Annotated in this window: 23 protein-coding genes and 2 pseudogenes; 15 read left to right on the top strand and 10 right to left on the bottom strand. The window is 68.5% G+C overall.

The genetic code is table 11. The features are described from left to right. Window positions 1–94 (top strand): annotated as a pseudogene (locus GTO19_RS22395) (hypothetical protein); the annotation flags it as partial. Next, window positions 60–251, top strand: a pseudogene (locus GTO19_RS10085) (sigma factor-like helix-turn-helix DNA-binding protein); the annotation flags it as partial. The pseudogenes GTO19_RS22395 and GTO19_RS10085, both read left to right, overlap by 35 nt. Before the next feature lie 58 nt (window positions 252–309). Here GTO19_RS10085 and GTO19_RS10080 read toward each other — a convergent pair. Continuing rightward, a complete protein-coding gene (locus tag GTO19_RS10080) occupies window positions 310–717 on the bottom strand; it encodes a PPC domain-containing DNA-binding protein (RefSeq protein ID WP_291021534.1) in 408 nt (135 codons plus the stop codon). A gap of 85 nt (window positions 718–802) precedes the next feature. On the opposite strand from GTO19_RS10080, the gene GTO19_RS10075 reads away from it, so the two are divergent. Beyond that, on the top strand, window positions 803–1,705 hold the full coding sequence (locus GTO19_RS10075) for a LysR family transcriptional regulator (RefSeq protein ID WP_291021533.1): 903 nt from the start codon (window positions 803–805) through the stop codon (window positions 1,703–1,705). Between the two features lies 1 nt (window position 1,706). Here the strand turns inward: GTO19_RS10075 and GTO19_RS10070 are convergent, their stop codons facing one another. The 5 genes from GTO19_RS10070 to GTO19_RS10050 are packed head-to-tail and all read right to left on the bottom strand — an operon-like array spanning window position 1,707 to window position 6,341. Continuing rightward, a complete protein-coding gene (locus tag GTO19_RS10070) occupies window positions 1,707–2,156 on the bottom strand; it encodes a putative toxin-antitoxin system toxin component, PIN family (RefSeq protein WP_291025864.1) in 450 nt (149 codons plus the stop codon). Beyond that, window positions 2,153–2,473: an AbrB/MazE/SpoVT family DNA-binding domain-containing protein gene (locus GTO19_RS10065; RefSeq protein WP_291021531.1), complete on the bottom strand. Its 321-nt coding sequence runs from the start codon at window positions 2,471–2,473 to the stop codon at window positions 2,153–2,155. Before GTO19_RS10065 ends, GTO19_RS10070 begins: the two co-directional genes overlap by 4 nt. A gap of 59 nt (window positions 2,474–2,532) precedes the next feature. Beyond that, entirely contained in the window at window positions 2,533–3,270 is a 738-nt protein-coding gene (gene phbB, locus GTO19_RS10060) for an acetoacetyl-CoA reductase (RefSeq protein ID WP_291021530.1), read from the bottom strand. A 51-nt stretch (window positions 3,271–3,321) separates the two neighbouring features. Continuing rightward, entirely contained in the window at window positions 3,322–4,500 is a 1,179-nt protein-coding gene (locus GTO19_RS10055) for an acetyl-CoA C-acetyltransferase (protein ID WP_291021529.1), read from the bottom strand. Between the two features lie 32 nt (window positions 4,501–4,532). Then, the gene (locus GTO19_RS10050; RefSeq protein ID WP_291021528.1) at window positions 4,533–6,341 is read right to left on the bottom strand and encodes a class I poly(R)-hydroxyalkanoic acid synthase; all 1,809 of its coding nucleotides are present in this window, start codon (window positions 6,339–6,341) and stop codon (window positions 4,533–4,535) included. A gap of 117 nt (window positions 6,342–6,458) precedes the next feature. Here GTO19_RS10050 and GTO19_RS10045 point away from each other — a divergent pair, with 117 nt between their 5' ends. Further along, window positions 6,459–6,779 (top strand): hypothetical protein, encoded by a 321-nt coding sequence (locus tag GTO19_RS10045; protein ID WP_291021527.1) that lies wholly within the window; start codon window positions 6,459–6,461, stop codon window positions 6,777–6,779. On the opposite strand, the gene pgeF is transcribed toward GTO19_RS10045, so the two are convergent. Both pgeF and maiA read right to left on the bottom strand, forming a co-directional pair. Then, entirely contained in the window at window positions 6,699–7,484 is a 786-nt protein-coding gene (gene pgeF, locus GTO19_RS10040) for a peptidoglycan editing factor PgeF (RefSeq protein WP_291021526.1), read from the bottom strand. The genes GTO19_RS10045 and pgeF overlap by 81 nt on opposite strands. After that, the gene (gene maiA / locus GTO19_RS10035; RefSeq protein WP_291021525.1) at window positions 7,484–8,125 is read right to left on the bottom strand and encodes a maleylacetoacetate isomerase; all 642 of its coding nucleotides are present in this window, start codon (window positions 8,123–8,125) and stop codon (window positions 7,484–7,486) included. The genes pgeF and maiA overlap by 1 nt, the downstream gene beginning before the upstream one ends. Before the next feature lie 77 nt (window positions 8,126–8,202). On the opposite strand from maiA, the gene GTO19_RS10030 reads away from it, so the two are divergent. Further along, window positions 8,203–8,766 (top strand): hypothetical protein, encoded by a 564-nt coding sequence (locus GTO19_RS10030; protein WP_291021524.1) that lies wholly within the window; start codon window positions 8,203–8,205, stop codon window positions 8,764–8,766. A gap of 17 nt (window positions 8,767–8,783) precedes the next feature. Next, a complete protein-coding gene (locus GTO19_RS10025; protein WP_291021523.1) occupies window positions 8,784–9,374 on the top strand; it encodes a hypothetical protein in 591 nt (196 codons plus the stop codon). A 19-nt stretch (window positions 9,375–9,393) separates the two neighbouring features. Here GTO19_RS10025 and GTO19_RS10020 read toward each other — a convergent pair whose 3' ends face one another. Then, window positions 9,394–10,500 (bottom strand): alkene reductase, encoded by a 1,107-nt coding sequence (locus GTO19_RS10020; protein WP_291021522.1) that lies wholly within the window; start codon window positions 10,498–10,500, stop codon window positions 9,394–9,396. A 130-nt stretch (window positions 10,501–10,630) separates the two neighbouring features. Then, window positions 10,631–11,350 carry a GntR family transcriptional regulator gene (locus GTO19_RS10015; protein ID WP_291021521.1) on the bottom strand — a complete coding sequence of 240 codons (720 nt, stop codon included), beginning with the start codon at window positions 11,348–11,350 and terminating at the stop codon, window positions 10,631–10,633. 65 nt (window positions 11,351–11,415) lie between these two features. Here GTO19_RS10015 and GTO19_RS10010 point away from each other — a divergent pair, with 65 nt between their 5' ends. The 9 genes from GTO19_RS10010 to GTO19_RS09970 all read left to right on the top strand — a co-directional run bounded on the left by GTO19_RS10010 (window position 11,416) and on the right by GTO19_RS09970 (window position 21,930). Next, window positions 11,416–12,789 carry a Rieske 2Fe-2S domain-containing protein gene (locus GTO19_RS10010; RefSeq protein ID WP_291021520.1) on the top strand — a complete coding sequence of 458 codons (1,374 nt, stop codon included), beginning with the start codon at window positions 11,416–11,418 and terminating at the stop codon, window positions 12,787–12,789. Further along, entirely contained in the window at window positions 12,786–14,261 is a 1,476-nt protein-coding gene (locus tag GTO19_RS10005; RefSeq protein ID WP_291021519.1) for a glutamine synthetase family protein, read from the top strand. The genes GTO19_RS10010 and GTO19_RS10005 overlap by 4 nt, the downstream gene beginning before the upstream one ends. A 13-nt stretch (window positions 14,262–14,274) precedes the next feature. Beyond that, entirely contained in the window at window positions 14,275–14,598 is a 324-nt protein-coding gene (locus GTO19_RS10000) for a 2Fe-2S iron-sulfur cluster-binding protein (protein ID WP_009515258.1), read from the top strand. Window positions 14,599–14,617: 19 nt separating this feature from the next. Further along, window positions 14,618–15,316 carry a fumarylacetoacetate hydrolase family protein gene (locus GTO19_RS09995; protein WP_291021518.1) on the top strand — a complete coding sequence of 233 codons (699 nt, stop codon included), beginning with the start codon at window positions 14,618–14,620 and terminating at the stop codon, window positions 15,314–15,316. A 91-nt stretch (window positions 15,317–15,407) separates the two neighbouring features. After that, entirely contained in the window at window positions 15,408–16,454 is a 1,047-nt protein-coding gene (locus GTO19_RS09990; protein ID WP_291021517.1) for a TRAP transporter substrate-binding protein, read from the top strand. Between the two features lie 74 nt (window positions 16,455–16,528). After that, complete coding sequence (locus tag GTO19_RS09985; RefSeq protein ID WP_291021516.1) at window positions 16,529–17,083, top strand: NUDIX hydrolase; 555 nt, start codon at window positions 16,529–16,531, stop codon at window positions 17,081–17,083. Window positions 17,084–17,086: 3 nt separating this feature from the next. Beyond that, complete coding sequence (locus GTO19_RS09980) at window positions 17,087–18,256, top strand: MFS transporter (RefSeq protein WP_291021515.1); 1,170 nt, start codon at window positions 17,087–17,089, stop codon at window positions 18,254–18,256. A gap of 153 nt (window positions 18,257–18,409) precedes the next feature. Then, window positions 18,410–18,886 carry a hypothetical protein gene (locus GTO19_RS09975; protein WP_291021514.1) on the top strand — a complete coding sequence of 159 codons (477 nt, stop codon included), beginning with the start codon at window positions 18,410–18,412 and terminating at the stop codon, window positions 18,884–18,886. Window positions 18,887–18,921: 35 nt separating this feature from the next. After that, on the top strand, window positions 18,922–21,930 hold the full coding sequence (locus tag GTO19_RS09970) for a hypothetical protein (RefSeq protein ID WP_291021513.1): 3,009 nt from the start codon (window positions 18,922–18,924) through the stop codon (window positions 21,928–21,930). Window positions 21,931–21,955 lie beyond the last annotated feature (25 nt).

Genomic DNA, 21,955 nt, shown 5'->3' with positions numbered 1-21,955 from the left:
TCGAGGCCGCCATGCAGGCCGGCCTGCGGGAGGTGGTGAAGGAAATCCTCGACAGCCTCACGCCGCGCGAGGCCAAGGTGCTGCGCATGCGCTTCGGTATCGAGATGTCCACCGACCACACGCTGGAAGAAGTGGGCAAGCAGTTCGACGTGACGCGCGAGCGCATCCGCCAGATCGAGAGCAAGGCGCTCCGCAAGCTCAGGCACCCGAGCCGCAGCGACAAGCTGCGCAGCTTCATCGATTCGCTCTGATCGGGCGGGTCAACAAGAAAGGGAGCCCGTGGGCTCCCTTTTTCTTTGAGCACATCGCTCAGTGGTCGCTGTCGCGGGGCCGCGCCACCAATTCCAGGTAGCCCGTGGCCGCGTCGGCCTCACGGGAAAAGTCCCAATCCGGCAACAGGGCGATCAGCAGCTCGGCCGTCGTGCGCACCCGGCAACCGGGCAACACGTGGCCGCCCCACACCCGGCCTTGGGCGTCGGCCACGCTCATGTGCAGGTGGCCGTGATCGGCACCGAGCGATCCGCTGAGCGTGAGGATCTCGCTCGGCCCGGGCACCACCAGCGCATCGTCGGCCGCGGCCGGGCGCAGGCGGGCGTCGACGAGGCTGCCGATGCCGGCGATCACGAAGGCGGCGCGCTGGTCTCGCGCCCGCACCGCTGCCTGCAGCGCGGCGCGCAGGTCATCACCGGGATTCAGCCGAAGGGGCAGTGTGTGCATGGCATCGATGGGGCTGGGGCCGGGGCATCTTGCCCCGGCGGCCGCTGATCCGCAACGCCCGCAAATACCGATACATTCATCGGCCATGCAACTCAATCTGTCGACGCGCGAACTGCGCGCCTTCGTGGCGCTGGCCGAGCAGCGCCACTTCACGCGCGCCGCCGCCTTGTGTCACCTGTCGCAGCCGGCGTTCTCGGCGCTCATCCGCTCGCTGGAGGAGCACGTGGGCGGACGCCTGTTCGACCGCACCACGCGGCAGGTGGAGCTCACCACCGAGGGCGCCGCTTTCCTGGAGGCCGCATTGCGCCTGCTGCGCGACGCCGAGGACGCGGTGTCCGACGTGCGCGACCACGTGGCGCGGCGGCGCGGGCGCGTGGCCATCGCGGCCCTGCCCTCGCTTGCCGCCGGCTGGCTGCCGCCGCTGCTGGCGCGCTTCCACCGCGAGCACCCCGGCATCGAACTCGACGTGGCCGACGTGTTGTCCGATGGTTGCGTGGCGCGCGTGCAGGCCGGGCACGCCGACTTCGCGCTGGCCTCGACGCGCGCCAACGTCGGCGGGCTGCGCACCGAGCGCTTCTGCGCCGACGCCTTCCACGCCGTCTTCCGCAAGGACCACCCGCTGGCCGCCGACACGGGCCGGATCAAGCTGTCCGAACTCGGCGCCTGGCCCATCATCCAGCTCGCGCGCTCCAGCAGCGTGCGCCAGTACGTGGAGGCGGCGATCTACCCGAACCGGCTCCAGACCCTGCTGGAGCTGGAGCAGCTCAGCTCGGTGGCCGCCATGGTGCGCGAGGGCCTGGGCATCTCCATCGTGCCCTCACTCACGCTCTTTCACTTCGACCACAAGGACCTGCGCGCACGGCCGGTGGTCTCGGCCGGTCTCAAGCGCCAGGTGTTCCTGGTGCGCCGCGCCGACCGGGCGCTGTCGTCGGCGGCGCAGGGGCTGTACGAGCTGCTGATGGCCAACCGCCCCGGCGCGAAGCGCTGATTCAATGCGCCGACAGGCGCATGTCCCGGCCGAATGCCGCCACGGTCACGATGCGGCAGGCGGGGCGTGGACGAAACGCCTGCGCCAGGCTCAGCAGATCGCCATCACCCGACACCAGCCAGCGCGCGCGCCCCGCCACGGCGAGATGGAGGAACGGCAGATCCGCCGGGTCGCGGCACTCGGGCACGCGCGGCGGCGGCTGTGGCACGCGCACCGCCTCGGCATGCGGAAGGTAGTCCGCCAACAAGGATTCCTGGTCGCTCTCGCTCAGGCGAAAACGCGGGTAGACCAGAACACGCAGGAGTTCGCGCACGGTGTCCGTGCTCACCAAAGGCGTGAACACACCCTGCTGCCAAGCCTGCCGCAACATGCCGGCCATGCCGCCGCCAAACACCAGGGCGGACAAGACGACGTTGGTGTCGAGCACCACGCGCGGTGGCGCGCCGCTCATGCGCGGGGCTTGCGCTTCTTGCCCGCGGGGGGACGGGCCGCCGCGCCCGCGTATGCCGGCCCGTCGGGCTCGGCCACGCGCAGAGTCTCTGACGCAGGGGCGCCGCGGGCCCAGGCCACGGCATCGGCAACGTCCTTGGCGTCGATGGCGAGTTCGCTCAGCTTGGCGCGCACGGCGTCCGCGCGCTGCAGGCGCACCGGCGTCAGCACGATCTGGCCCGCACGCACGTCCACCTCGAAATACTCGGTCGCGCCCACGGCCTCGGTGGCCGCCTTGGGCAAGGTGAGCTGGTTCTTGGAGGTGAGCTTGGCGAGCATGAAAAAGGCGGAGAGTAAGGAATCCTTACTCTACCGCCTCCGGTGGGCAGCCGCAAGCCTCAACCCATATGCAGCCCGCCGTTGACCGAGAAATCGGCCCCGGTGGAGTAGCCCGCCTCATCGCCCGCCAGCCAGGCGATGATGGAGGCGATCTCGCTCGGCTCGCCCAGGCGCTTCACGGGCACCGTGGCCACGATCTTGTCGAGCACGTCCGTGCGGATGGCCTTGACCATGTCGGTGCCGATGTAGCCCGGGCTCACGGTGTTCACCGTCACGCCCTTGTTGGCCAGTTCCTGCGCCAGCGCCATGGTGAAGCCGTGCATGCCGGCCTTGGCGGCCGAGTAGTTGGTCTGGCCGAACTGGCCCTTCTCGCCGTTGACCGAGGTGATGTTGATGATGCGCCCCCAGCCCTTTTCCACCATGTCGGGCACGACCTGCTTGGTCACGTTGAACATGGAGTTGAGGTTGGTGCTGATGACCGCGTCCCAGTCCTCGCGCGTCATCTTGAGGAACATGCGGTCGCGTGTGATGCCCGCGTTGTTGACCAGCACGTCGATGGAGCCGTGGTCGGCCTTGGCCTTGGAGAACGCGGCGACGGTGGAGTCCCATTCGGCCACGTTGCCCACGCTGGCGTAGAACGTGAAACCCAGCGCCTTCTGCTCGTCGAGCCATTTCTGGAAATCCCGCGTGGGGCCGCAGCCGGCGATGACCTTGAAGCCCTCCTTGTGCAGGCGCTGACAGATGGCGGTGCCGATGCCCCCCATGCCGCCGGTGACGTATGCGACCTTTTGAGCCATGTCTGACCTTCCTAAACGTTGTTGTTGAATGCCTTCATGCTATCGGGCCGATCAGCGCTCCACAGCGAGGGAAACCCCCATGCCGCCACCGATGCACAGCGCGGCCAGCCCACGCTTCGCGTCGCGCCGTTGCATCTCGTGGAGCAAGGTCACCAACACGCGGCAGCCGGATGCACCGATCGGGTGCCCGATGGCGATGGCACCCCCGTTGACGTTCACGCGCGCCGGGTCGATCTCCAGCGCCTTGTTCACCGCGCAGGCCTGGGCCGCGAAGGCCTCGTTGAGTTCGAACAGGTCCACGTCGGCGGCTTTCCATCCCGCGCGCGCCAAGGCCTTCTTCGAGGCGGGCACGGGGCCCATGCCCATGGTGGCCGGGTCCAGGCCGCTGGTGCCGTAGGCGGCGATGCGCGCCAGGGGCTTGAGGCCCAGCGACGCGGCTTTCTTCGCGGTCATCACCACCACGGCGGCGGCGCCGTCGTTGATGCCGCTGGCATTGCCGGCAGTCACCGTGCCCGCCTTGTCGAAGGCGGGGCGCAGGCCGGCCAGGGCCTCGGCGCTGGTTTTCTTGTTGATGAACTCGTCGGCGTCGACCACGAGCGGGTCGCCCTTCTTCTGCGGAATGGCCACGCCCACGATCTCGTCCTTGAACTTGCCGGCGTCCTGCGCGGCGGCGGCCTTCTGCTGGCTGCCCAGGGCCAGGGCATCCTGCATCTCGCGGGTGATGCCGTGCGCCTTGGCCACGTTTTCGGCGGTGATGCCCATGTGGTACTGGTTGTAGACGTCCCACAGGCCGTCGACGATCATGGTGTCGGTCAACTTCCAGTCGCCCATGCGCTGGCCCTCGCGGCTGCCGTTGAGCACGTGCGGCGCGGCGCTCATGTTCTCCTGGCCACCCGCGATGACGATTTCGCTGTCACCGGTCTGGATGGCCTGGGCCGCGAGCATCACGGCCTTGAGGCCGGAGCCGCACACCGCGTTGATGGTGAGCCCGGGTGTTTCCTTGGCGATGCCGGCCTTCATCAGGGCCTGGCGTGCGGGGTTCTGGCCCACGCCGGCCGCCAGCACCTGGCCCATGATCACTTCGCCGATGGCGTCGTTGGGCAGGCCGGTGCGCTCCAGCAAGGCCTTGATGACGGTGGCGCCGAGCTCGGTGGCGGGCGTCTTGGCGAGCGCGCCGCCGAACTTGCCGACGGCGGTGCGGGCGGCGGCGACGATGACGATGTCTTCCATGGTTTCTCCTGAGGTTTCAATGATGGGTCTGGTCAGGCCTTGGCCTTCACGTATCGGCCTGGCGCGGGCTCGATGGCGCCGTAGGTCTTGCCCCGGCCATAGGCCTTGGGCGCCGGAATCTGCTTGCCGGCCAGCGGCTTGAGCCAGGCGGCCCAGTCGCCCCACCAACTGCCCGGGTGTTCGGTGGCCTTGGCGATCCACTCCTTCACGTCTTTGGGAAAGCTGGTGCCCGACGAGGTCCAGTGGCTGCGCTTGCCCTTGCTGGCGGGGTTGATGACGCCCGCGATGTGGCCCGAGGCGCCCATGACGAAGCGCTTCTTGCCCGGGAACAATTGCGTGCTGCCGTAGGCCCCGCCGATGGGCACGATGTGGTCCTCGCGCGAGCCGTAGATGTAGACCGGCAGCTTGACCTGGCGGAAGTCGATCTTCTGTCCGCAAACGGTCACCTCGCCGGGCTTGACCAGGTCGTTCTGCAGGTACATGTGGCGCAGGTACCAGGCGTAGTACGGCCCGGGCAGGTTGGTGCTGTCGGAGTTCCAGTACAAGAGGTCGAACGGCGGCGGGGTTTCCCCCTTGAGGTAGTTGCCCACCACGTAGTTCCACACCAGGTCGTTGGGCCGCAGGAAGCTGAAGGTGGTGGCGAGGTCGCGCCCGGGCATGAGGCCGCCGCCGTTGAACTGCATCTCGCGGAACTTGACGAAGTTCTCGTCGATGAACACATCGAGGATGCCGGTGTCGGAGAAGTCGAGCAGCGTGGTGAGGAAGGTGGCGCTGTGCACCGGCTGCTGCCCGCGCGCCGCCAGCACGGCCAGCGCCGTGCCCAGCATGGTGCCGCCCACGCAGAAGCCCAGGGCATTGATGTCCTTGGCGCCGCTGATGTCGCGCACCACATCGATGGCCTTGATGACGGCGTCCTCGATGTACTGGTCCCAGGTGGCTTGCGCGAGCGACTCGTCGGGGTTGCGCCAGCTCACCACGAATGTGCGGTGGCCCTGCTCCACCGCGTAGCGGATGAGCGAGTTCTCGGGCTGCAGGTCGAGGATGTAGAACTTGTTGATGCAGGGCGGCACCAGCAGGAAGGGCCGCTCGTACACCTTGGCCGTGAGCGGCTTGTATTCGATGAGCTGGAACAGTTCGTTCTCGAACACCACCGCGCCTTCGGTGGTGGCCACGTTCCTGCCCACCTCGAACACGCTCTCATCCGTCATGGACACGTGGCCCTGCCGGATGTCGTGCAGCAGGTTGGCCACGCCCTTGGCAATGCTCTCGCCCTGGGTCTCGATGGCCTTCTTCTGCGCCTCGGCGTTGAAGGCCAGGAAGTTGCTCGGCGCGCTGGCGTCGATCCACTGCTGCACGGCGAAGCGCACGCGGGCCTTGGTCTTCGCGTCGCCCTGCACGGCCTCGGCCATGGTCATGAGGGTGCGCGCATTGAGCAGGTAGGTGGCCGCGGTGAAGGCTGCCACCGGGTTGCCGGCCCAGGCGTCGGACGCGAAGCGGCGGTCACCCTCGGGCCGGGCGGACAGGCCCTGGTTCCACAGCGCTGCGGCTTCCTTCAGGTAGTTCTGCTGGATCTCGAGCAGCGTGGCCGGATCGAACGAGGCCGGGGTGCCGGCGGCCTGCTGGAACAGCTCGTTCAGGGCGGGCATGCCCATGGGCGCGGCGCCTTGCGCGGGCGGCATGAAGGCCTGGAACGCGGACCAGGCGTCGGGCGTGGGCACCGCCTGCCCCGCCACGCCGGGGAAGTTCTGCGCCAGTTGCGTCCACTGCTGCACCAGGTTCTGCTGGAACTGTTGCGCCGCTTGGGCCCAGTCGGTCGTGTCGTTCTTGTTGCCCGATGCCATGCCAGTCTCCTCAGCTATCACGCAAGGCCTACAGTGTCGGCCCTTGTCTCCATGAGAGTTCCAGTATCCCTGCGCGGCCCGGTGATGGCTTGACGCAGCTCAACCAGAAAGCAAGCCGTGTACCTGATCGTGATCGGCTGGATGTACGTCGTCCTGATGATGTCGGTGGCCGAAGCCACGAACACGACCGGCACGGTGCTCGGGGGCATTGTGACCTTTTTTCTTTACGGCATCCTGCCCGTCGGCATCGTGGTTTACGTGATGCGCGCGCCGCAGCGGCGCCGCGCGATCAAGGCGCGCGAAGCGGCCGAGGACGCGGCACGTGTGGCGGCCAGCGCGCCCGACGGACCGCCTGCCTCAGCCCAGCCAGACGCAGGCGGCAAAGCGCCCGGTGCTGCCGAACCGGGCGGCGTCGCGCCGGTGCGAAAAGAACCGTGAGGCCTCGCTGACGGTGCACCAGGCGGCGCTGCCGTCGTTGCCGTGCACCGAGCGCAGTCCGGCCGCCGTCAGGCGCTGGCGGGCGAGCCCGGGCAGGTCGGCCCACCACTTGCCGCGCGTGGCGTGGGGCCGAAAGTGCTCGACGGCCGCGCGGTCGGCGGTCACGAAGGCCTCCCACACCTCCTCGCCCACTTCGAATGCCGTGGGCCCGATCGCAGGACCCAGCCAGGCGGACACTTCGCCCGGGCCGGCCACATCGCGCAGGCGTTGCAGCGTGGCCTCGAGCACACCGGCGTGCAAGCCACGCCAGCCCGCGTGCGCGGCGGCCACCGCGCGTCCGCTGGCGTGCGCGAACAGCACGGGCAGGCAGTCGGCCACCATGATGGTGGCGGCCACGCCGGGCGTGTGGACCACGGCAGCGTCGGCTTCGGTGCCGTCGGGCGTGTCGGCCTTGAGCACCACCACGCCGGTGCCGTGCACCTGGCGCAGGAACACGGGGCGCGCGGGCGCGGTGAGCGCGGTCAGGCGAGCGCGGTTGGAGGCCACGGCGACGGGGTCGTCGCGCACGTGGTCACCGAGGTTGAGGCTGTCGAAGGGCGGCGCCGACACGCCGCCCGTGCGTGTGGTGCACAGCGCGCGCACGCCGGCGGGCACCGGCCAATCGGGAACGATGGGCTGAGAGAGGGCGATGGCGCTGTCGGCCATCAGGCCTCGGCGTCGGGGCAGGCCGAGGGCTGCGCCTGCTGGAAGGCGTCGAGCGCCATGCAGGCCTCGAACGCGGCCATGGTGCGCGGCAGGCCGCTGAAGTCAACCTTGAAGCGCTGGCCGTTGAAGATCTGCGGCACCAGGCAGCAGTCGGCCAGCGTGGGCGCGTCGCCGTGGCAGAAGCGCCCCGCCGGAGCGGCGGCGAGTTGCTTCTCGAAGGCCTCGAGCCCCGTGCGCACCCAGTGGCGGTACCAGGTGTTCTTGGGCTCTTCCTCCACCTTCAGTTCGTGGACGAGGTACTTGAGCACGCGCAGGTTGTTGATCGGGTGGATCTCACAGGCCACGATCTGCGACAGCGCGCGCACACGGGCGCGACCCAGCGCGTCGGCGGGCAGCAGCCTGGGGCCGGACTGTGTCTCGTCGAGGTACTCGATGATGGCCATGGACTGCGTCAGCAGCGTGCCATCGTCCAGCTCCAGCGAGGGCACCAGGCCTTCGGGCAACTGGCCGGCCCAGGCCGCCTGCTTGTGCTCGCCGCGGGCGATGTGCACCGGCACGTACTCATAGGGCAGGCCCTTGAGGTTGAGCGCGATGCGCACGCGAAACGAGGCCGAAGAGCGGAAGTAGTTGTAGAGCTTCATGGGGCAGAAGCATACCCAGATGTCCCGCCGCTCTGCGCTAGCATATTGCCCGCTCTCGACAGCGGGTGGAGGAGAACATGAGCAATGTACGTGCGCAGGCGACCTGTCTGGCCGCTGCGCTGGTGGCGGGCTGCGCCACTTTCGCCGTGCCGGCCTACAGCCCGGACTACCCGAGCCTGGACCGTCTCAAGGTCCAGGGCCTGGCGCCCGTGGCCCTCGGAACGGTCGAGCCACGCGACCCGGACCACCCGGTCAACCGCCTGACGCTGCGTGGCGCGCCCTTCGCGCCGCAGGGCAGTGGCTTTGCAGCCTATCTTGAGTCCGCCCTGCGCACCGACCTCACCGAGCTGCGCCGCCTGGACCCGAACGCGTCCACGCGGCTGGATGCCACGCTGCTCAAGAACGACTTCGACGTCTCGGGCTTCTCCACCGGCACCGGCTTCATGCGCGTGCGCCTGGTCGTCACGCGCGCCGGCCAGACGCGACTGGACAAGACCTACGAAGCCAGCACGAGTTTCCCCAGCCACTTGGCCGCCAACGTGGCCGTGCCACGCGCTCAGGCGGAGTACCCCGCCCTGGTGCGCGCGCTGTTGCGCAACGTCTATACCGACCCGGCCTTCCAGGCCGCCCTGCAACCTTGATCTTTCAGGAGCGCTTCATGCATGTCGTTCGAATCGCGCGATTGACGGCCGCGCTGGCCTTTGCGGCATTGATGGCTGCCTGCGCCCATCCCATCGGCATCGGCCCGCTCGAGACCCCGGTGCGCAACGAAGCCGGCCTGAGTGCGCGCAAGGCGGCCTATGTCATGACCGATGCGGACCGCGCGCGCGAGGTCGTCACGCCCGGCGGTGGCGGCGACAAGATCAGCTACTTTCCCTACCGCGACCTGGAAAAGTCCATCCGCGACGCGCTGCGCGCCGTCTACAGCGATGTCTTCGTGGTCTCCGCAGCCAACGACGCCAAGGCGATCAACGAACTGGGGGCCAGCATCGTCTACACACCCAGCATCGTCACAACCTCGTCCTCGCCGTCGATCTTCACCTGGCCGCCCACGGAATTCGGCATCGAGCTGAACTGCTCGGTCGCGGACGCGGCGGGTCAGCCGCTGGCGCCACTGAAGGTGCAGGCCAAGGGCACAGCCGAGTTCGCGGAATTCAAGAGCGACTTTGGTCTGGCCGGGCGGCGCGCGGCCTCGCAGCTGTCGGAGCAGCTGAAACAGGCCGTGCTGGCGCGCCCGGACCTTCGCTGATCCCGTCCGGCGGCCGGCCTCAGGCGCCGGCCAGGACCGGGTAGTCGGTGTAGCCCTTCTCACCGCCGCCGTAGAAGGTGGCCTTGTCGGGCGGGTTGAAGGGGCCGCCCTGGCGCAGGCGTGCCACCAGGTCCGGGTTGGCGATGAAGGGCTTGCCGAAGGCCACGAGGTCGGCGCCGTCTTTCACCGATTGCTCGGCCAGTGCGAGGTCGTAGCCGTTGTTGACCATCCAGGCGCCCTGGCCACCCGCGTCGCGCCAGGCCTGGCGCAGCGCGGCGTAGTCGAAGGGCCGGTCATCGAGCTGGCGCGGGCCGCCGGTGGCGCCTTCGATCACGTGCACGTAGGCCAGGCCCAGCGGGCCGAGCTGGCGCACCACGTACTCGAAGAGCGGCTGCGGGTCGGCGTCGACGATGTCATTGGCCGGCGTGACGGGCGAGAGGCGGATGCCGGTGCGGCCCGCGCCAATGGCGCCGATCACCGCGCGCACCACCTCCAGCAGCAGGCGGGCACGGTTCTCGATGGTGCCGCCATAGGAGTCGGTGCGCTGGTTGGCGCCGGTCTTGAGGAACTGGTCGAGCAGGTAACCGTTGGCCGCGTGGATCTCCACACCGTCAAAGCCGGCCTCGACGGCCGCGAGCGCGGCCCGGCGGTAGTCCTCGACGATGCCGGGCAGTTCGTCGGCGCGAAGCGCGCGCGGCTCGGAGGTCTCCACGAAGGTCGGCACGCCATCGACGATGAGCACGGTCTTGGTCTTGGCCGTCACGGCCGAGGGCGCGACGGGCGCGCCCTTGCCCGGCTGCAGCTCGGTGTGCGAGACGCGGCCCACGTGCCACAGCTGCGTGACGATCTTGCCGCCGGCCTGGTGCACGGCATCGGTCACGCGCTTCCAGCCCGCGATCTGCTCGGGCGCGTACAGGCCCGGCACGTCGGCGTAGCCCTGGCCCTGGTGGCTGATGGCGGTGGCCTCGGTGATCAGCAGGCCGGCGCTGGCGCGCTGGCGGTAGTAGGTGGCCATCAGCGGCGTGGGCACGGCGTTGGGCGCGCGGTTGCGCGTCAGCGGCGCCATCACGACGCGGTTCCTGAGGGCGATGTCGCCGGCGGTGGTGGGTTCGAACAGGGTGGTCATGAAGAAAGGCTCCAGTGGAACGGTGGCGGCATCAACGCCGCCGACGCGCCCATTCTGAAGCCACTGCCCGAAAGGGCTTATGACCTGTGCGGCCAAGCAAATGCGGATACCGCTGTGGCGCCGTGCCGCCTCAGCCCACGACGAGCTTCATCAACGGCATCACCTGCTCGCTCTCGCTGCGCCGCTCCAGCGCCAGGCGCATGTTCATCTGCGCCACCTGCGTGTGCTCGATCGCCAGCGCCTGCGCGCGCGCGCCCTCGCCGCGTTTGAGCGCCTCGAACAGCATGTGGTGCTGGCGGTGCGCGTAGAGCATCCAGTCGCGGTCCATCGCGACCGTGCCCTGCATGGGAAGCATGGCAGAGGCCGGCGCGAACGGCAGCTTGTCGTTCACCGCCACGGCCCGCTGCAGCGCGCGGTTGCCGCAGGCCTGCAGGATGAGTTCGTGGAAGCGGTCGTTCATGCGCGCGTAGGCCGCGTAGCTCTCCAGCGTGAGCGGGTTGTCCGCCAGCAAGCGGTCGCCTTCGTCCAGCACGGCCTGCAGATCGTTCTGCAGTGCCCGCGGTATACCGTGCTCGGCCACCAGCCGCGCGGCCATGCCCTCCAGGTGCCCGCGCACGGCGATCGCGTCCACCACTTCCTGCGCGGTGAACTGGCGCACCAGGTACTTGCCGGTCTCGTTCGCCTCGACCAGGCCTTCCTGCTCCAGCGTCACCAGCGCGGCGCGCACCGGCGTGCGCGAGGCGCCCAGGCGCTCGGCCAGTTGCTGTTCGGCCAGGCGCTGGCCGGGTTCGAACTGGCCCGACAGGATCCAGTCGCGCAATTGCATCAAAACGGTTTCTTGCAAGCTCATGATCGAAACTGTACACTGCATTCGTCAAACGGGATACCGTTTTAACCCCAAACCACCAGAACCCCATGAAAGCTGAACTGAATCAACGCCTTACACAAGTCGGCCCCGGCACGCCCGGTGGCAATCTGCTGCGTCGCTACTGGCAGCCCGTGGCCCTGGTGGACGAGTTCGATCCTGCCATCGACCCGGCCATGGCGGTGCGCCCGGTCAAGCCCGTGCGCGTCCTGGGTCAGAACTTCGTGCTGTTCAAGAACAGCGAAGGCCGCTTCGGACTGCTCGACCGCGATTGTCCGCACCGCGGCGCCGACCTGGCCTTCGGCCGCAACGAAGGCGACGGCCTGCGCTGCCCCTTCCATGGCTGGAAGTTCGACGTCGATGGCCGCTGCCTGGAGACGCCCGCCGAGCCCGCCGGCAGCACCCTGTGCAAGCGCGTGACGCAGAAGAGCTACCCCTTGATCGAGCGCAGCGGCGTGCTGTTCGGCTGGTTTGGCCCCGAGGGCGTGGAGCCCCCGCCCCTGCCCGCGCTGGACTGCTTCAGCGCTCCCGGCACGCACGTGTTCGCCTTCAAGGGCCTGTGGAACTGCAACTGGCTGCAGTCGCTGGAGGTGGGCATCGACCCGGCGCACGCCTCCTACCTGCACCGCTTCTTCAACGACGGCTCGCTCGATGACGCCTACGGCAAGCAGTTCCGCGGCGCCAGCGCCGGCGAGGTGGCCGGCGAGCGCTGGCCCATGACGCGCGTGATGCGCGAGTTCGGCCAGCCCGAGATCCTGCACGAGCCCAAGCCCTGGGGCACCCAGCTCATCGCGCTGCGCCGCCTGAACGACGAGCTGACCCACGTGCGGGTCACCAACGCCGTGTTCCCGCAGACCTTCGTGATCCCGCTGTCGGAGACCATGACGATCACGCAGATGCACGTGCCCGTGGACGACACGCACAACTACTGGTACGCCTTCTTCACCAGCTTCGACAAGCCCGTGGACAAGGAAGCCATGCGCAAGCCGCGCCTGGACGCGGTGACCCTGCCCTTCTTCCAACCCAAGATGGGCCGCCACAACAACTGGGGCTTCAACGCGCAGGAGCAGGTGGAGCGCACCTACCTGGGCATGGGCGAGGACGACATCAACGTGCACGACCAGTGGGCCTGCGAGAGCATGGGCGCCATCCAGGACCGCACCCGCGAGCACCTGGGCACCAGCGACAAGGTCATCATGGCCCACCGCCGCGCGCTGCAGCAGGCCATCGACACGGTGGAGCAAGGCGGCACGGCCCCCGGCATCGCCGATGTGACCCAGCACGAGGGCATCCACGGCCCCGACACCATCGACGGCTTCGCCCCCACGGGCGACTGGGACGCCTGGTGGCGCAAGGCGGTGGACGACCGCCGCGAACGCTCGCCCTGGAGCGCGAAGGACGCGGCCTTGGCGGGCGCCAAATGAGTTTCGCCGAACGCTGCGGACTGCACACCCCCGAACGCGAAGCCGCCTGCCAGCGGCTGGAGCGGCTCATCGCCGAGCGCGGCATCGAGCGCGTGCGCGTGGGCTGGTGCGACGCCCACGGCCTGCTGCGCGGCAAGACGCTGATGCCGCACGCCGCCGTGCGCGCCCTGCGCCAGGGCGTGGGCATGGTGGGCACGCTGATGCTGAAAGACACCGCCGACCGCACGGCCTGGAAGGTGTTCGAGCCCGGCGGCACGGCCGACCTGCCCGGCTTCGCGGGCGCGTCCAACCTGCTGCTGCTGCCCGACCCGGAGAGCTTCATCGAGCTGCCCTGGTCGCCCGGCACCGCCTGGCTGCGCGCGCAGCCCTGGCATGAGGACGGCACGCCCGTGGCCTTCGACAGCCGGCGCGTGCTGCAGTCCGCGCTGGGCCGCCTGGCGCAACGCGGCCTGGGCTTCACCACCGGGCTGGAGGTCGAGTTCCACATCTACCGCCTCACCGACGCCACGCCGCAGCTCGACCCCGAACTCGCGGCCTGGCCCGGCCTGCCGCCATCGGTGCAGATGGTGCACCCCGGCTACCAGTTGCACGGCGAGGCCATGACCGACATGGCCGACGACGCGCTGCGCATCGTCGAGCGCACCGCGCTGGGCCTGGGGCTGCCGCTGCAGTCGCTGGAAATCGAACTGGGGCCCAGCCAGGTGGAGGCCGTGTTCGACGCCACCGACGCGCTGACCGCCGCCGACCAGATGGTGCTGCTGCGCAACGGCGTGCGCCAGGCGCTGCGCCGCGAGGGCTACCACGCCACCTTCATGTGCCGCCCGCCCTTCCCGGGGATCATGTCCAGCGGCTGGCACCTGCACCAGTCGGTGGTGGCGTTGGACGGTGGCCGCAACGCCTTCATGCGCGACGCGCCCGCGCCAGGCACCGACCCGCGCGACGCCACGCACACGCTCAGCGAGCTGGGCGCGGGCTGGCTGGCCGGCCTGCTGGCGCACGCGCCGGCGCTCACGCCGCTGTGCACGCCCACCGTCAACGGCTTCGGCCGCTTCCGCCCCAACGCGCTGGCGCCGCAGGCCATCCTGTGGGGCCGAGACAACCGCGGCGCCATGCTGCGCGTGGTGGGCGGCGCGGGCGACGGCGCCACGCGCATCGAGAACCGCCTGGGCGAGCCCGCGGCCAACCCCTATGTGTGCATGGCCGCGCAGATCCACGCCGGCCTGGACGGTGTGGACCAGAAGCTGGCCGCGCCCCAGGGCACCGAGGCGCCGTATGCCGAAGGCAGCCAGCGCATTCCCAACAACCTGGGCGACGCCCTGGCCGCGCTGCGCGCCGACGCGGCCATGGTCAAGGGCCTGGGCGAGGTGGTGGTGAACCACTTCTGCCGCATCAAGCAGAGCGAGCTGGATCGCCACGCCGCCGCCGAGGATAAGACCGATTTCGACCGCCGCGAGTACTTCTCGCGCTACTGAGCCCCCACGACCCATGATCAAGATCCGACTCATCAACGCCGACCAGAGCGAAACCGAGGTCAGCGGCAAACCCGGCGACAGCCTGATGAAGGCCGCCGTGGACGCCGGCGTCAGCGGCATTGCCGCCGACTGCGGCGGCACCCTCACCTGCGCCACCTGCCACGTGTACGTGGACGCCGCCTGGGCCGACAAGCTGCCCGCGCCGATCGCCGACGAAAGCGACATGCTCGATTTCGCGGCCGCGCCGGTGCAACCCGAAAGCCGCCTGTCCTGCCAGATCGTGCTCACGCCCGAGCTGGACGGCCTGGTGGTGAAACTGCCGGCCACCCAGTACTGAGGTGGCACACTCCGGGGTCATGAACGAATACGTCATCACCCCGCCCCCCACCGTCTCCGTGCCCGTGGTCGGGCGCGCCGAACGCTTCCCGGTCCATCGCATCTACTGCGTGGGCCGCAACTACGAGGAACACGCCAAGGAGATGGGCTTCACCGGCCGCGAGCCGCCCTTCTTCTTCCTCAAGCCGGCCGACGCCATCGTGGTGGCCGACGCCGGCCAGACGGCCAGCGTCCCCTACCCGTCCCTCACCAAGAACCTGCACCATGAGATCGAGCTCGTGGCCGCCATCGGCACCGGTGGCAAGAACATCAAGGCCGCCGATGCGCTCAAGCACGTCTTCGGCTACGCCGTGGGCCTGGACATGACCCGCCGCGACCTGCAAGGCGAAATGAAGAAGCAGGGCCGCCCCTGGTGCATCGGCAAGGCTTACGACCAGTCGGCGCCCATCGGCCCCATCACCCCCGCCGACCAGGCCGGCGACGTGGCCAACGCCGCCATCTGGCTGCAGGTCAACGGCGCCGACCGCCAGCGCAGCAACGTCGCCAAGCTGATCTGGAACCTCGCCGAAACCATCGAACATCTCTCGGCCGCCTGGGAACTGCAGCCGGGCGACCTCATCTACACCGGCACGCCCGAGGGCGTGAACGCCGTGATCAGCGGCGACACCCTGCACGGTGGCGTCGACGGCCTCGTGCCGATCACGGTCAAGATCGCCTGAAAACCGCCGATCTTGGGGTTTGACCTCTGATACAGGGGCACACCCACGGTTTAAGCTTGAACCAAGTTCATCAACCCCGGAGACCCATCCCATGATCCAGCGCAGAACCCTGCTCCAGTCTGGTGCAGCCATTGCCCTCGGCGCCCCGGCCCTCACCGGCTTCGCACAGCAAAGCGTCACGCTCAAGTTCCACACCTTCATGGCGCCGCAGTCCAACGTGTGGCTCAACATGCACAAGGCCTGGATGGACAAGGTCGAGAAAGACTCGGGCGGCCGCATCAAGTTCGAGGCCTACCCCGCCATGCAGCTCGGCGGCTCGCCCGTGCAGTTGTACGACCAGGCTCGCGACGGCGTGGCCGACATCGTCTGGACCCTGCCGGGCAACACCCCGGGCCGCTTCCCGCGCATCGAGGTGTTCGAGCTCCCGTTCATGATGAACAACGCCGAGGCCACCTCCAAGGCCTACTGGGAATACGTGCAGACCGTCGCCAAGGACGAGTTCCGCGAGATCCAGCCCATCGCCCTGCAGGTGCACGGCCCCGGCATGTTCCACATGCGCAGCAAGCTCATCAAGACGGCCGACGACCTGCGCGGCTCCAAGGTGCGCGGCCCCACCCGCCAGATCACCAAGATGCTGGGCCTGCTGGGCGCCACGCCCGTGGGCATGCCCCTGCCGCAGATCCCCGATTCGCTGTCCAAGGGCGTGATCGATGGCTGCGTGATCCCCTGGGAGGTGGTGCCTTCGGTGAAGGTGCACGAGCTCACCAAGTTCCACAGCGAGTTCGAACCCGCCGGCGGCGCCCTGTACACCACCACCTTCGTGATGGGCATGAACAAGGCCAAGTACAACACCCTGGCGCCCGACCTCAAGGCCATCATCGACAAGAACTCCGGCCTGGAGACCTCGGGCTGGCTGGGCAAGACCCAGCAGGCGGGCGACGCCGCGGGCCGCAAGGCCGCTGTGGACCAGGGCAACACCATCCACACCATCTCGGCCGCCGACGCGCAGGAATTCCGCCGCAAGGCCCGCCTGGTGGAAGTGGAATGGATGCAGGAGATGGACAAGCGCGGCTTCGACGGCAAGAAGCTGTTCGAGACCGCCAAGGCGCTGATCGAAAAACACGGCAAAAAGGCCTGATCGCCTTTTGCCTCACAAGGCCGGGACATCCCGGCCTTTTTTTCGCCGTCAAACCACCTCGCTACACTGCCCCGATGCTGCGTCCGCCCGCCAAGTTCTGCCGCAACTGCGGCACCGCCGTGCAGATGCGCCTGCCCGACGATGGCGACACGCGCGAACGCGCGGTCTGCCCCGCCTGCGGCACGGTGCACTACGACAACCCGCTCAACGTGGTGGGCACCGTGCCCGTGTGGGGCGCCGACGGCGAGCAGGTGCTGCTGTGCAAGCGCAACATCGAGCCGCGCTGGGGCAAATGGACCCTGCCCGCCGGCTTCATGGAGCTTGGCGAAACCACCGCCGAGGGCGCGCTGCGCGAAACCGACGAAGAGGCCGGCGCCCACATCGAACTGGGTGAACTCTTCACCCTGATGAACGTGCCGCGCGTGGGCCAGGTGCACCTGTTCTACCGCGCGCGCCTGCTCAGCGAGCGCTTCAACCCCGGCCACGAGACCATCGAGGCCCGCCTGTTCCGCGAGGACGAGGTGCCCTGGGACGAGATTGCCTTTCGCACCGTGCGTGAGACGCTGCAGTGCTACTTCGCCGACCGCCGGCAGGGCCGCTTCGGCTTTCACGTGCTCGACATCGTGTGAGTCATGGCCGGCAACACGCACCTCGTGTTGCGCCTGGGCACGGCCCAGACCCTGGCGTGGGCCTCCAGCTACTACCTGCCCGCCATCCTGGCCCGGCCGATGGCCGAGGGCACCGGCGTGCCGGTGGGTTCGGTCTGGATGGCGTTTTCCATGGCGCTGCTGATCTCGGCCTTCATCGGCCCCTTCGCCGGCCGCGCCATCGACCGCTTCGGCGGACGCCCCGTGCTGGCGGCCACCAGCCTCGTCTTCGCCAGCGGCCTGGGCATGCTCTCGCTCGCCCATGGGCCCGTCTCGCTGTTCGCGGGCTGGCTCCTGATCGGCGTGGCCATGGGCGGCGGCCTGTACGAGGCGGCCTTCGCGGCGCTGGTGCGCCTGCAGGGCAATGCCGCGCGCGACGCCATCACGGGCATCACCCTGCTGGCGGGATTGGCCAGCACCGTGGGTTGGCCCCTGTCGGGCTGGATGGAGGCGCACGTCGGCTGGCGCGGCGCCTGCCTGGGCTGGGCGGCACTGCACCTGCTGCTGGGGCTGCCGCTCAACGTCGGCCTGCCGCGCGCCGCGGCCCTGCCACCGCCGCAAACGCATGAAGGCCCAGCCACCCGCAACGCGCCGCGCGCGCCGCGCCACGTGGCATGGGTGCTGGCCTACGTGTTCGCCGCCACCTGGTTCGTGAGCACCGCTCTGGCGGCGCACCTGCCATCCCTGCTCATGGCCAGCGGGCTGTCGCTGGCGGGCGCACTGGCGGTGGGGGCGCTGGTGGGGCCGGCGCAGGTGGCGGGCCGCCTGCTCGAGTTCGGGGGGCTCAGGCGCTTTCACCCGCTCGTCTCCGCGCGCGTGGCGGCCTCGATGCATCCCGTGGGCGTGCTGGTGTGGATGGCGGTCGGCGTGGCGGCGGCACCCGTGTTCGCCGTGCTGCACGGCCTGGGCAACGGCATCCTCACCATCGCCAAGGGCACGCTGCCGCTGGCCTACTACGGCCCCGTGGGTTATGGCCGCCGCCAGGGCTGGATCGTCGCACCGTCGCGTGTGGCCCAGGCCTTCGCTCCGCTGCTGTTCGGCGCGCTGGTGGAGCGCTGGGGCGCGCAGGCGCTGTGGGTGTCGGGCGCGCTGGTGGCCAGCGCATGGCTGGGCCTGCTGTGCCTGCGCCCCTCGCCCCCTGACCCCACGGCATAAGGGTTCGCCCGATCACGCCAAGGCGGCAGACGCCTCCGGCCAGCGCCGATCGCGACCGATCGCGCCCCATCAACCTTTTGGCTTCCATGACGCAGGAACATGGGGTGATAACTCCGCCACCCATGCACCATTGTTGTGAATGATGGAGTCGTCATGGATGAGCCCGATCTGTTCACGTGGCTGCAGCATTGGCGCTGGAACAGCGGGCACGAGGCGCAGGCCGCCCAGGCCATGCACCAGGTGGAGCCACTCGCCCTGCAGGTGGGCGACGCCTGGATGGCCTTGTCCCCCACGCCACAGGCCGATGTCATCCGGGTCGACGTGCTGATCGAGCCCGTGCTGGAGCACGAAGTCGCTCCCTGGATCTGCGAAGAACTCCTGCGCTGGTCCTTCTCCCATCCCTACGCCAGCGACGGGCTGCAGTTTGCCCTCGCCCCCGACGGTGCCCTCGTCGCCTGCGCCCAGTTGGCCCTTGAACCGGGCATGGAGGCGCCGGAGGTGGAAGAACAGCTCATGGAGACAGCGGAGCAGGTCAACGAGGCCTGGACGCTGATCATGGCAGACGCCCTGCTGCAGGCCTATCGCGCCGAACAAGCACCCACCGCTGGGCAGGGAAGCCTGGCCGTGTAAGCCGCGCCCATTCGTTTCAAGAGGAGAGAGCACCCATGGGAATCGAAACGCCTCGACGGACCTCGCTGGTGCCGCCATCGCCGGGCCACCGCCTCGAGAAGGAACTTGGGGTGTCGACGCCTCGAAACACGGCTCACGGACATGGTGACAAGACCCTGCCGGAAGACCAGCCGCGACGGAAGGCGACCATTCGGCTCACCAGCGATCTGGCGGGTCTGAACAACAAGCGCACCCGAGAGCAACTCGCTGACGACCACTCACGTCAGCAACTGCCTCCGCTTCACAAGCGCGAAGGCGCACCTCTGTGCGAACCCGAGGCGCCCTCAATCCACGGTCACGGTGAACAGCCTTCCAGCAAACCCCTCACCGTGAACACGCAGGTCCCCATCGGCTGCACCGCGGCGGAGTTGAAGAACGTCGTGCCCCACCGCAAGGAGTTCACCGACCAGAAGAAGCAGCTCGGCCTGGGCGCCTGGGGCCTCAGCCTGACCGTTGAAGGCACCAGCGCCGCGGCTGCGACTGTGGTGACTCCATTGGTGGCTGCGGCGACCGTCGGTGCCTGGGCCAGCTTGACTTCCCTGGGGGTATGGGTCAGCAACATCTACGACCGCTTCGAGGCCAGTGGCAGCCGGCGGCTGTCCAAAGCCGAATACGAGAAGGCCCTGGCTCTGCGCAGCAAAGCCATGGACGACCGCGTGATCCTGGCCAAGAACCTGTCCCAGGAAGGCAAGCTCGAGGAAGGCAAGGCCCTTCTGGATGCCGCGAAAGAAATGATCGCGATGTTGGACGAGATTCTGAAAGGACCGGAGGGGTACCTTGCCCCAGCCGAAGCCGAGCTGCGGGACAAGCGGCGCACGCTGGAACTGCAGGCCAACGACGCCCACGTCGAGATGATCAAGGTCGGTCCGAACGACGAGCGCTACAAGCAACATGAGGCCAAGCTCATTCAGCTCAATGAGCGCACATCCCACATGGGCACCGGCAAGTACGAGCGTCGCAAGGCCTTGCAGGCATTGAAGGCCAAACTCCCCGATCTCGCGGAAGCTGAACGGGAAGCGGTGGAAGGAGACATCGAGCGACTCGAACGCATCGCCAAGCAGAAGAAATACCCGCGTGTGCTGCGAAACCCCGAACACCTGGGGCACAGGCGAGTCAAACTCCAACGCGACGAGAGTCTGGTCGACATCCGCCTGCCGCCCGACATCGCCGCGACGCTGGTCACGTTCATCGGGACGATCCTTGGCGCTGCCGCCACGGGCATCGTCGCGCCGGCGGTCACCATTCTCTTGTCCCCCTTCTGGATGCGCAGCGCCAGGCTGGACCTGGAGGACGCGTTCCGCGAGCGGCGCGCGGCCGACGCCAGTCTCACGAAAATCCTGGACAAACTCGCCCTGGGTCGGGCCATGCAAGCCCATTTCGACGACCTGCCGCCCGCCCAGCAGAACGACCCGCAGACCCGCCTCGGCAAAAGCATCGCCCGCAACCTGATCGCGGCCTCACTGCGCGAGTACAAGCAGGCCATGCGGCTGAAGAAGCTGGCGGACAAGAAGGAACAGAAGGGGGCCGGACTGCGTTATGTGGCCATACCCTCGGTGGTGGTCCTTGCTGCGGCGACGATCGTCGGCGTCGTCCTCGGCGTTACGACCATGGGCATCGGCTTCGGGGTGGCCGCCAGCGTGACCGCCATCGGGGTGGGCGCGTACTACCTCCACCTGAGCAAACTCAAGAAGAAGGCGAAAGAGGACAAGCACGAGGCCAAGCGCCGCCAGGCCGCCGCGTTGTGGGTGAAGAACCAGATGGGCGATGTGCGCGGGCTGTTCACCTGCGACAGCGACACCGCGAAAGGCATCGTCAGCGACCTGTGGCGCCATGCCCCGGACACGCTGCGCCCCTACATCGACGTGGGCCCGCTGCTGAACAACAACGAACACCTCCTCTGCATGGCGCTGAGCGACGAATACACCAACGCGCCCATCGGTCCCGAGGTCGCCCCAGGCAACAAGCCCTTCGCCGTGCAGATGAGCAAACCCCTCGGGCTGTCGGACAACCGAAGCAACTTCCTGCTTCACAACGGCCCCCTGCTGGAGGGTGCGAAACAGCAAGGCCACGTGGCACTCACCACCTTGGCCCCCCTGTTCGCCGCCAAGGTCTATGACGCCGACCGCCTGCCCGCCTATCCAGCCCAAGAGGCCACAGACGATCAACTCGAGCACGCGGTCGACGTCCTGAACGACCTGGCCGCGTCACCCGAACACCAAGCGCTGGTGCAACTGATCGCCCAGCAAGACGGATCGCCTGAGGCCATCAAGCAATGGGCTCGACAGAACCCGCAGAACGCGCGCTTCATGCGCGAGGCGGTGGCCAATCTGCGCAACGCACTCATTGGCCACGGCGTTGCGCTCACGCATCTCGCCGAACTTCAGGACCGACCGGTGCCGCAGGGCCTGCTGTCCGTCCTGCTGGATTGGGAAGACGCTGCCCTGCAAGGAACCCCGGATGCAGCGGCGTTCCCCGACCGCCCGCCTATCGGGGTTTCACAATTCGAGGAGGCAATCCGGAAACTCGGCATGGCGCAAAAATCCGGCCGCCAGCAGAAGCGCCTTGAGGCGGGCCAGCAACTGCTCGCCGGTGGCGGGATCCGCACGCCCCGACAGTGGCTCAAGTACTTCGACAAGAAGCCGAATGAGAAGGCCATCCAGATCGGGAACCTCGTATCGATGTGGCGCGATACCTTGCCTCGAAACGCGCAAGGCCAGATCGATGTCCCGGACGGCCACGCCGACGAGGACGCTTACCTCGTTCATCTGATGAAGGAGACGATCGTGCAGTACCAGTCACTGCGCGATTCGGTCAGCACGCACGACGCTCACGAACACTCCAGGATGTTCGCCACCCTGCAAGCGCGGTTCGATGATTCCAGGCAGTTGGCCGCTGACTGCGTGGAGCATCTGGCCAACAAGCACCTGAAAGCACGCAGGGACGCCCGCGCCTCCTCCGAACAGCCATGGCAGGTTGGCGCGGCGTCCTTGGCCATACCCGTGTGACGAGCCCCTCGAACACCGATCTCCA

It is taken from the genome of Hydrogenophaga sp., from assembly GCF_011772445.1.
In the GTDB taxonomy this organism is placed as follows: Bacteria; Pseudomonadota; Gammaproteobacteria; order Burkholderiales; family Burkholderiaceae_C; genus Hydrogenophaga.
This window is presented reverse-complemented; position numbering and strand designations above follow the sequence as displayed.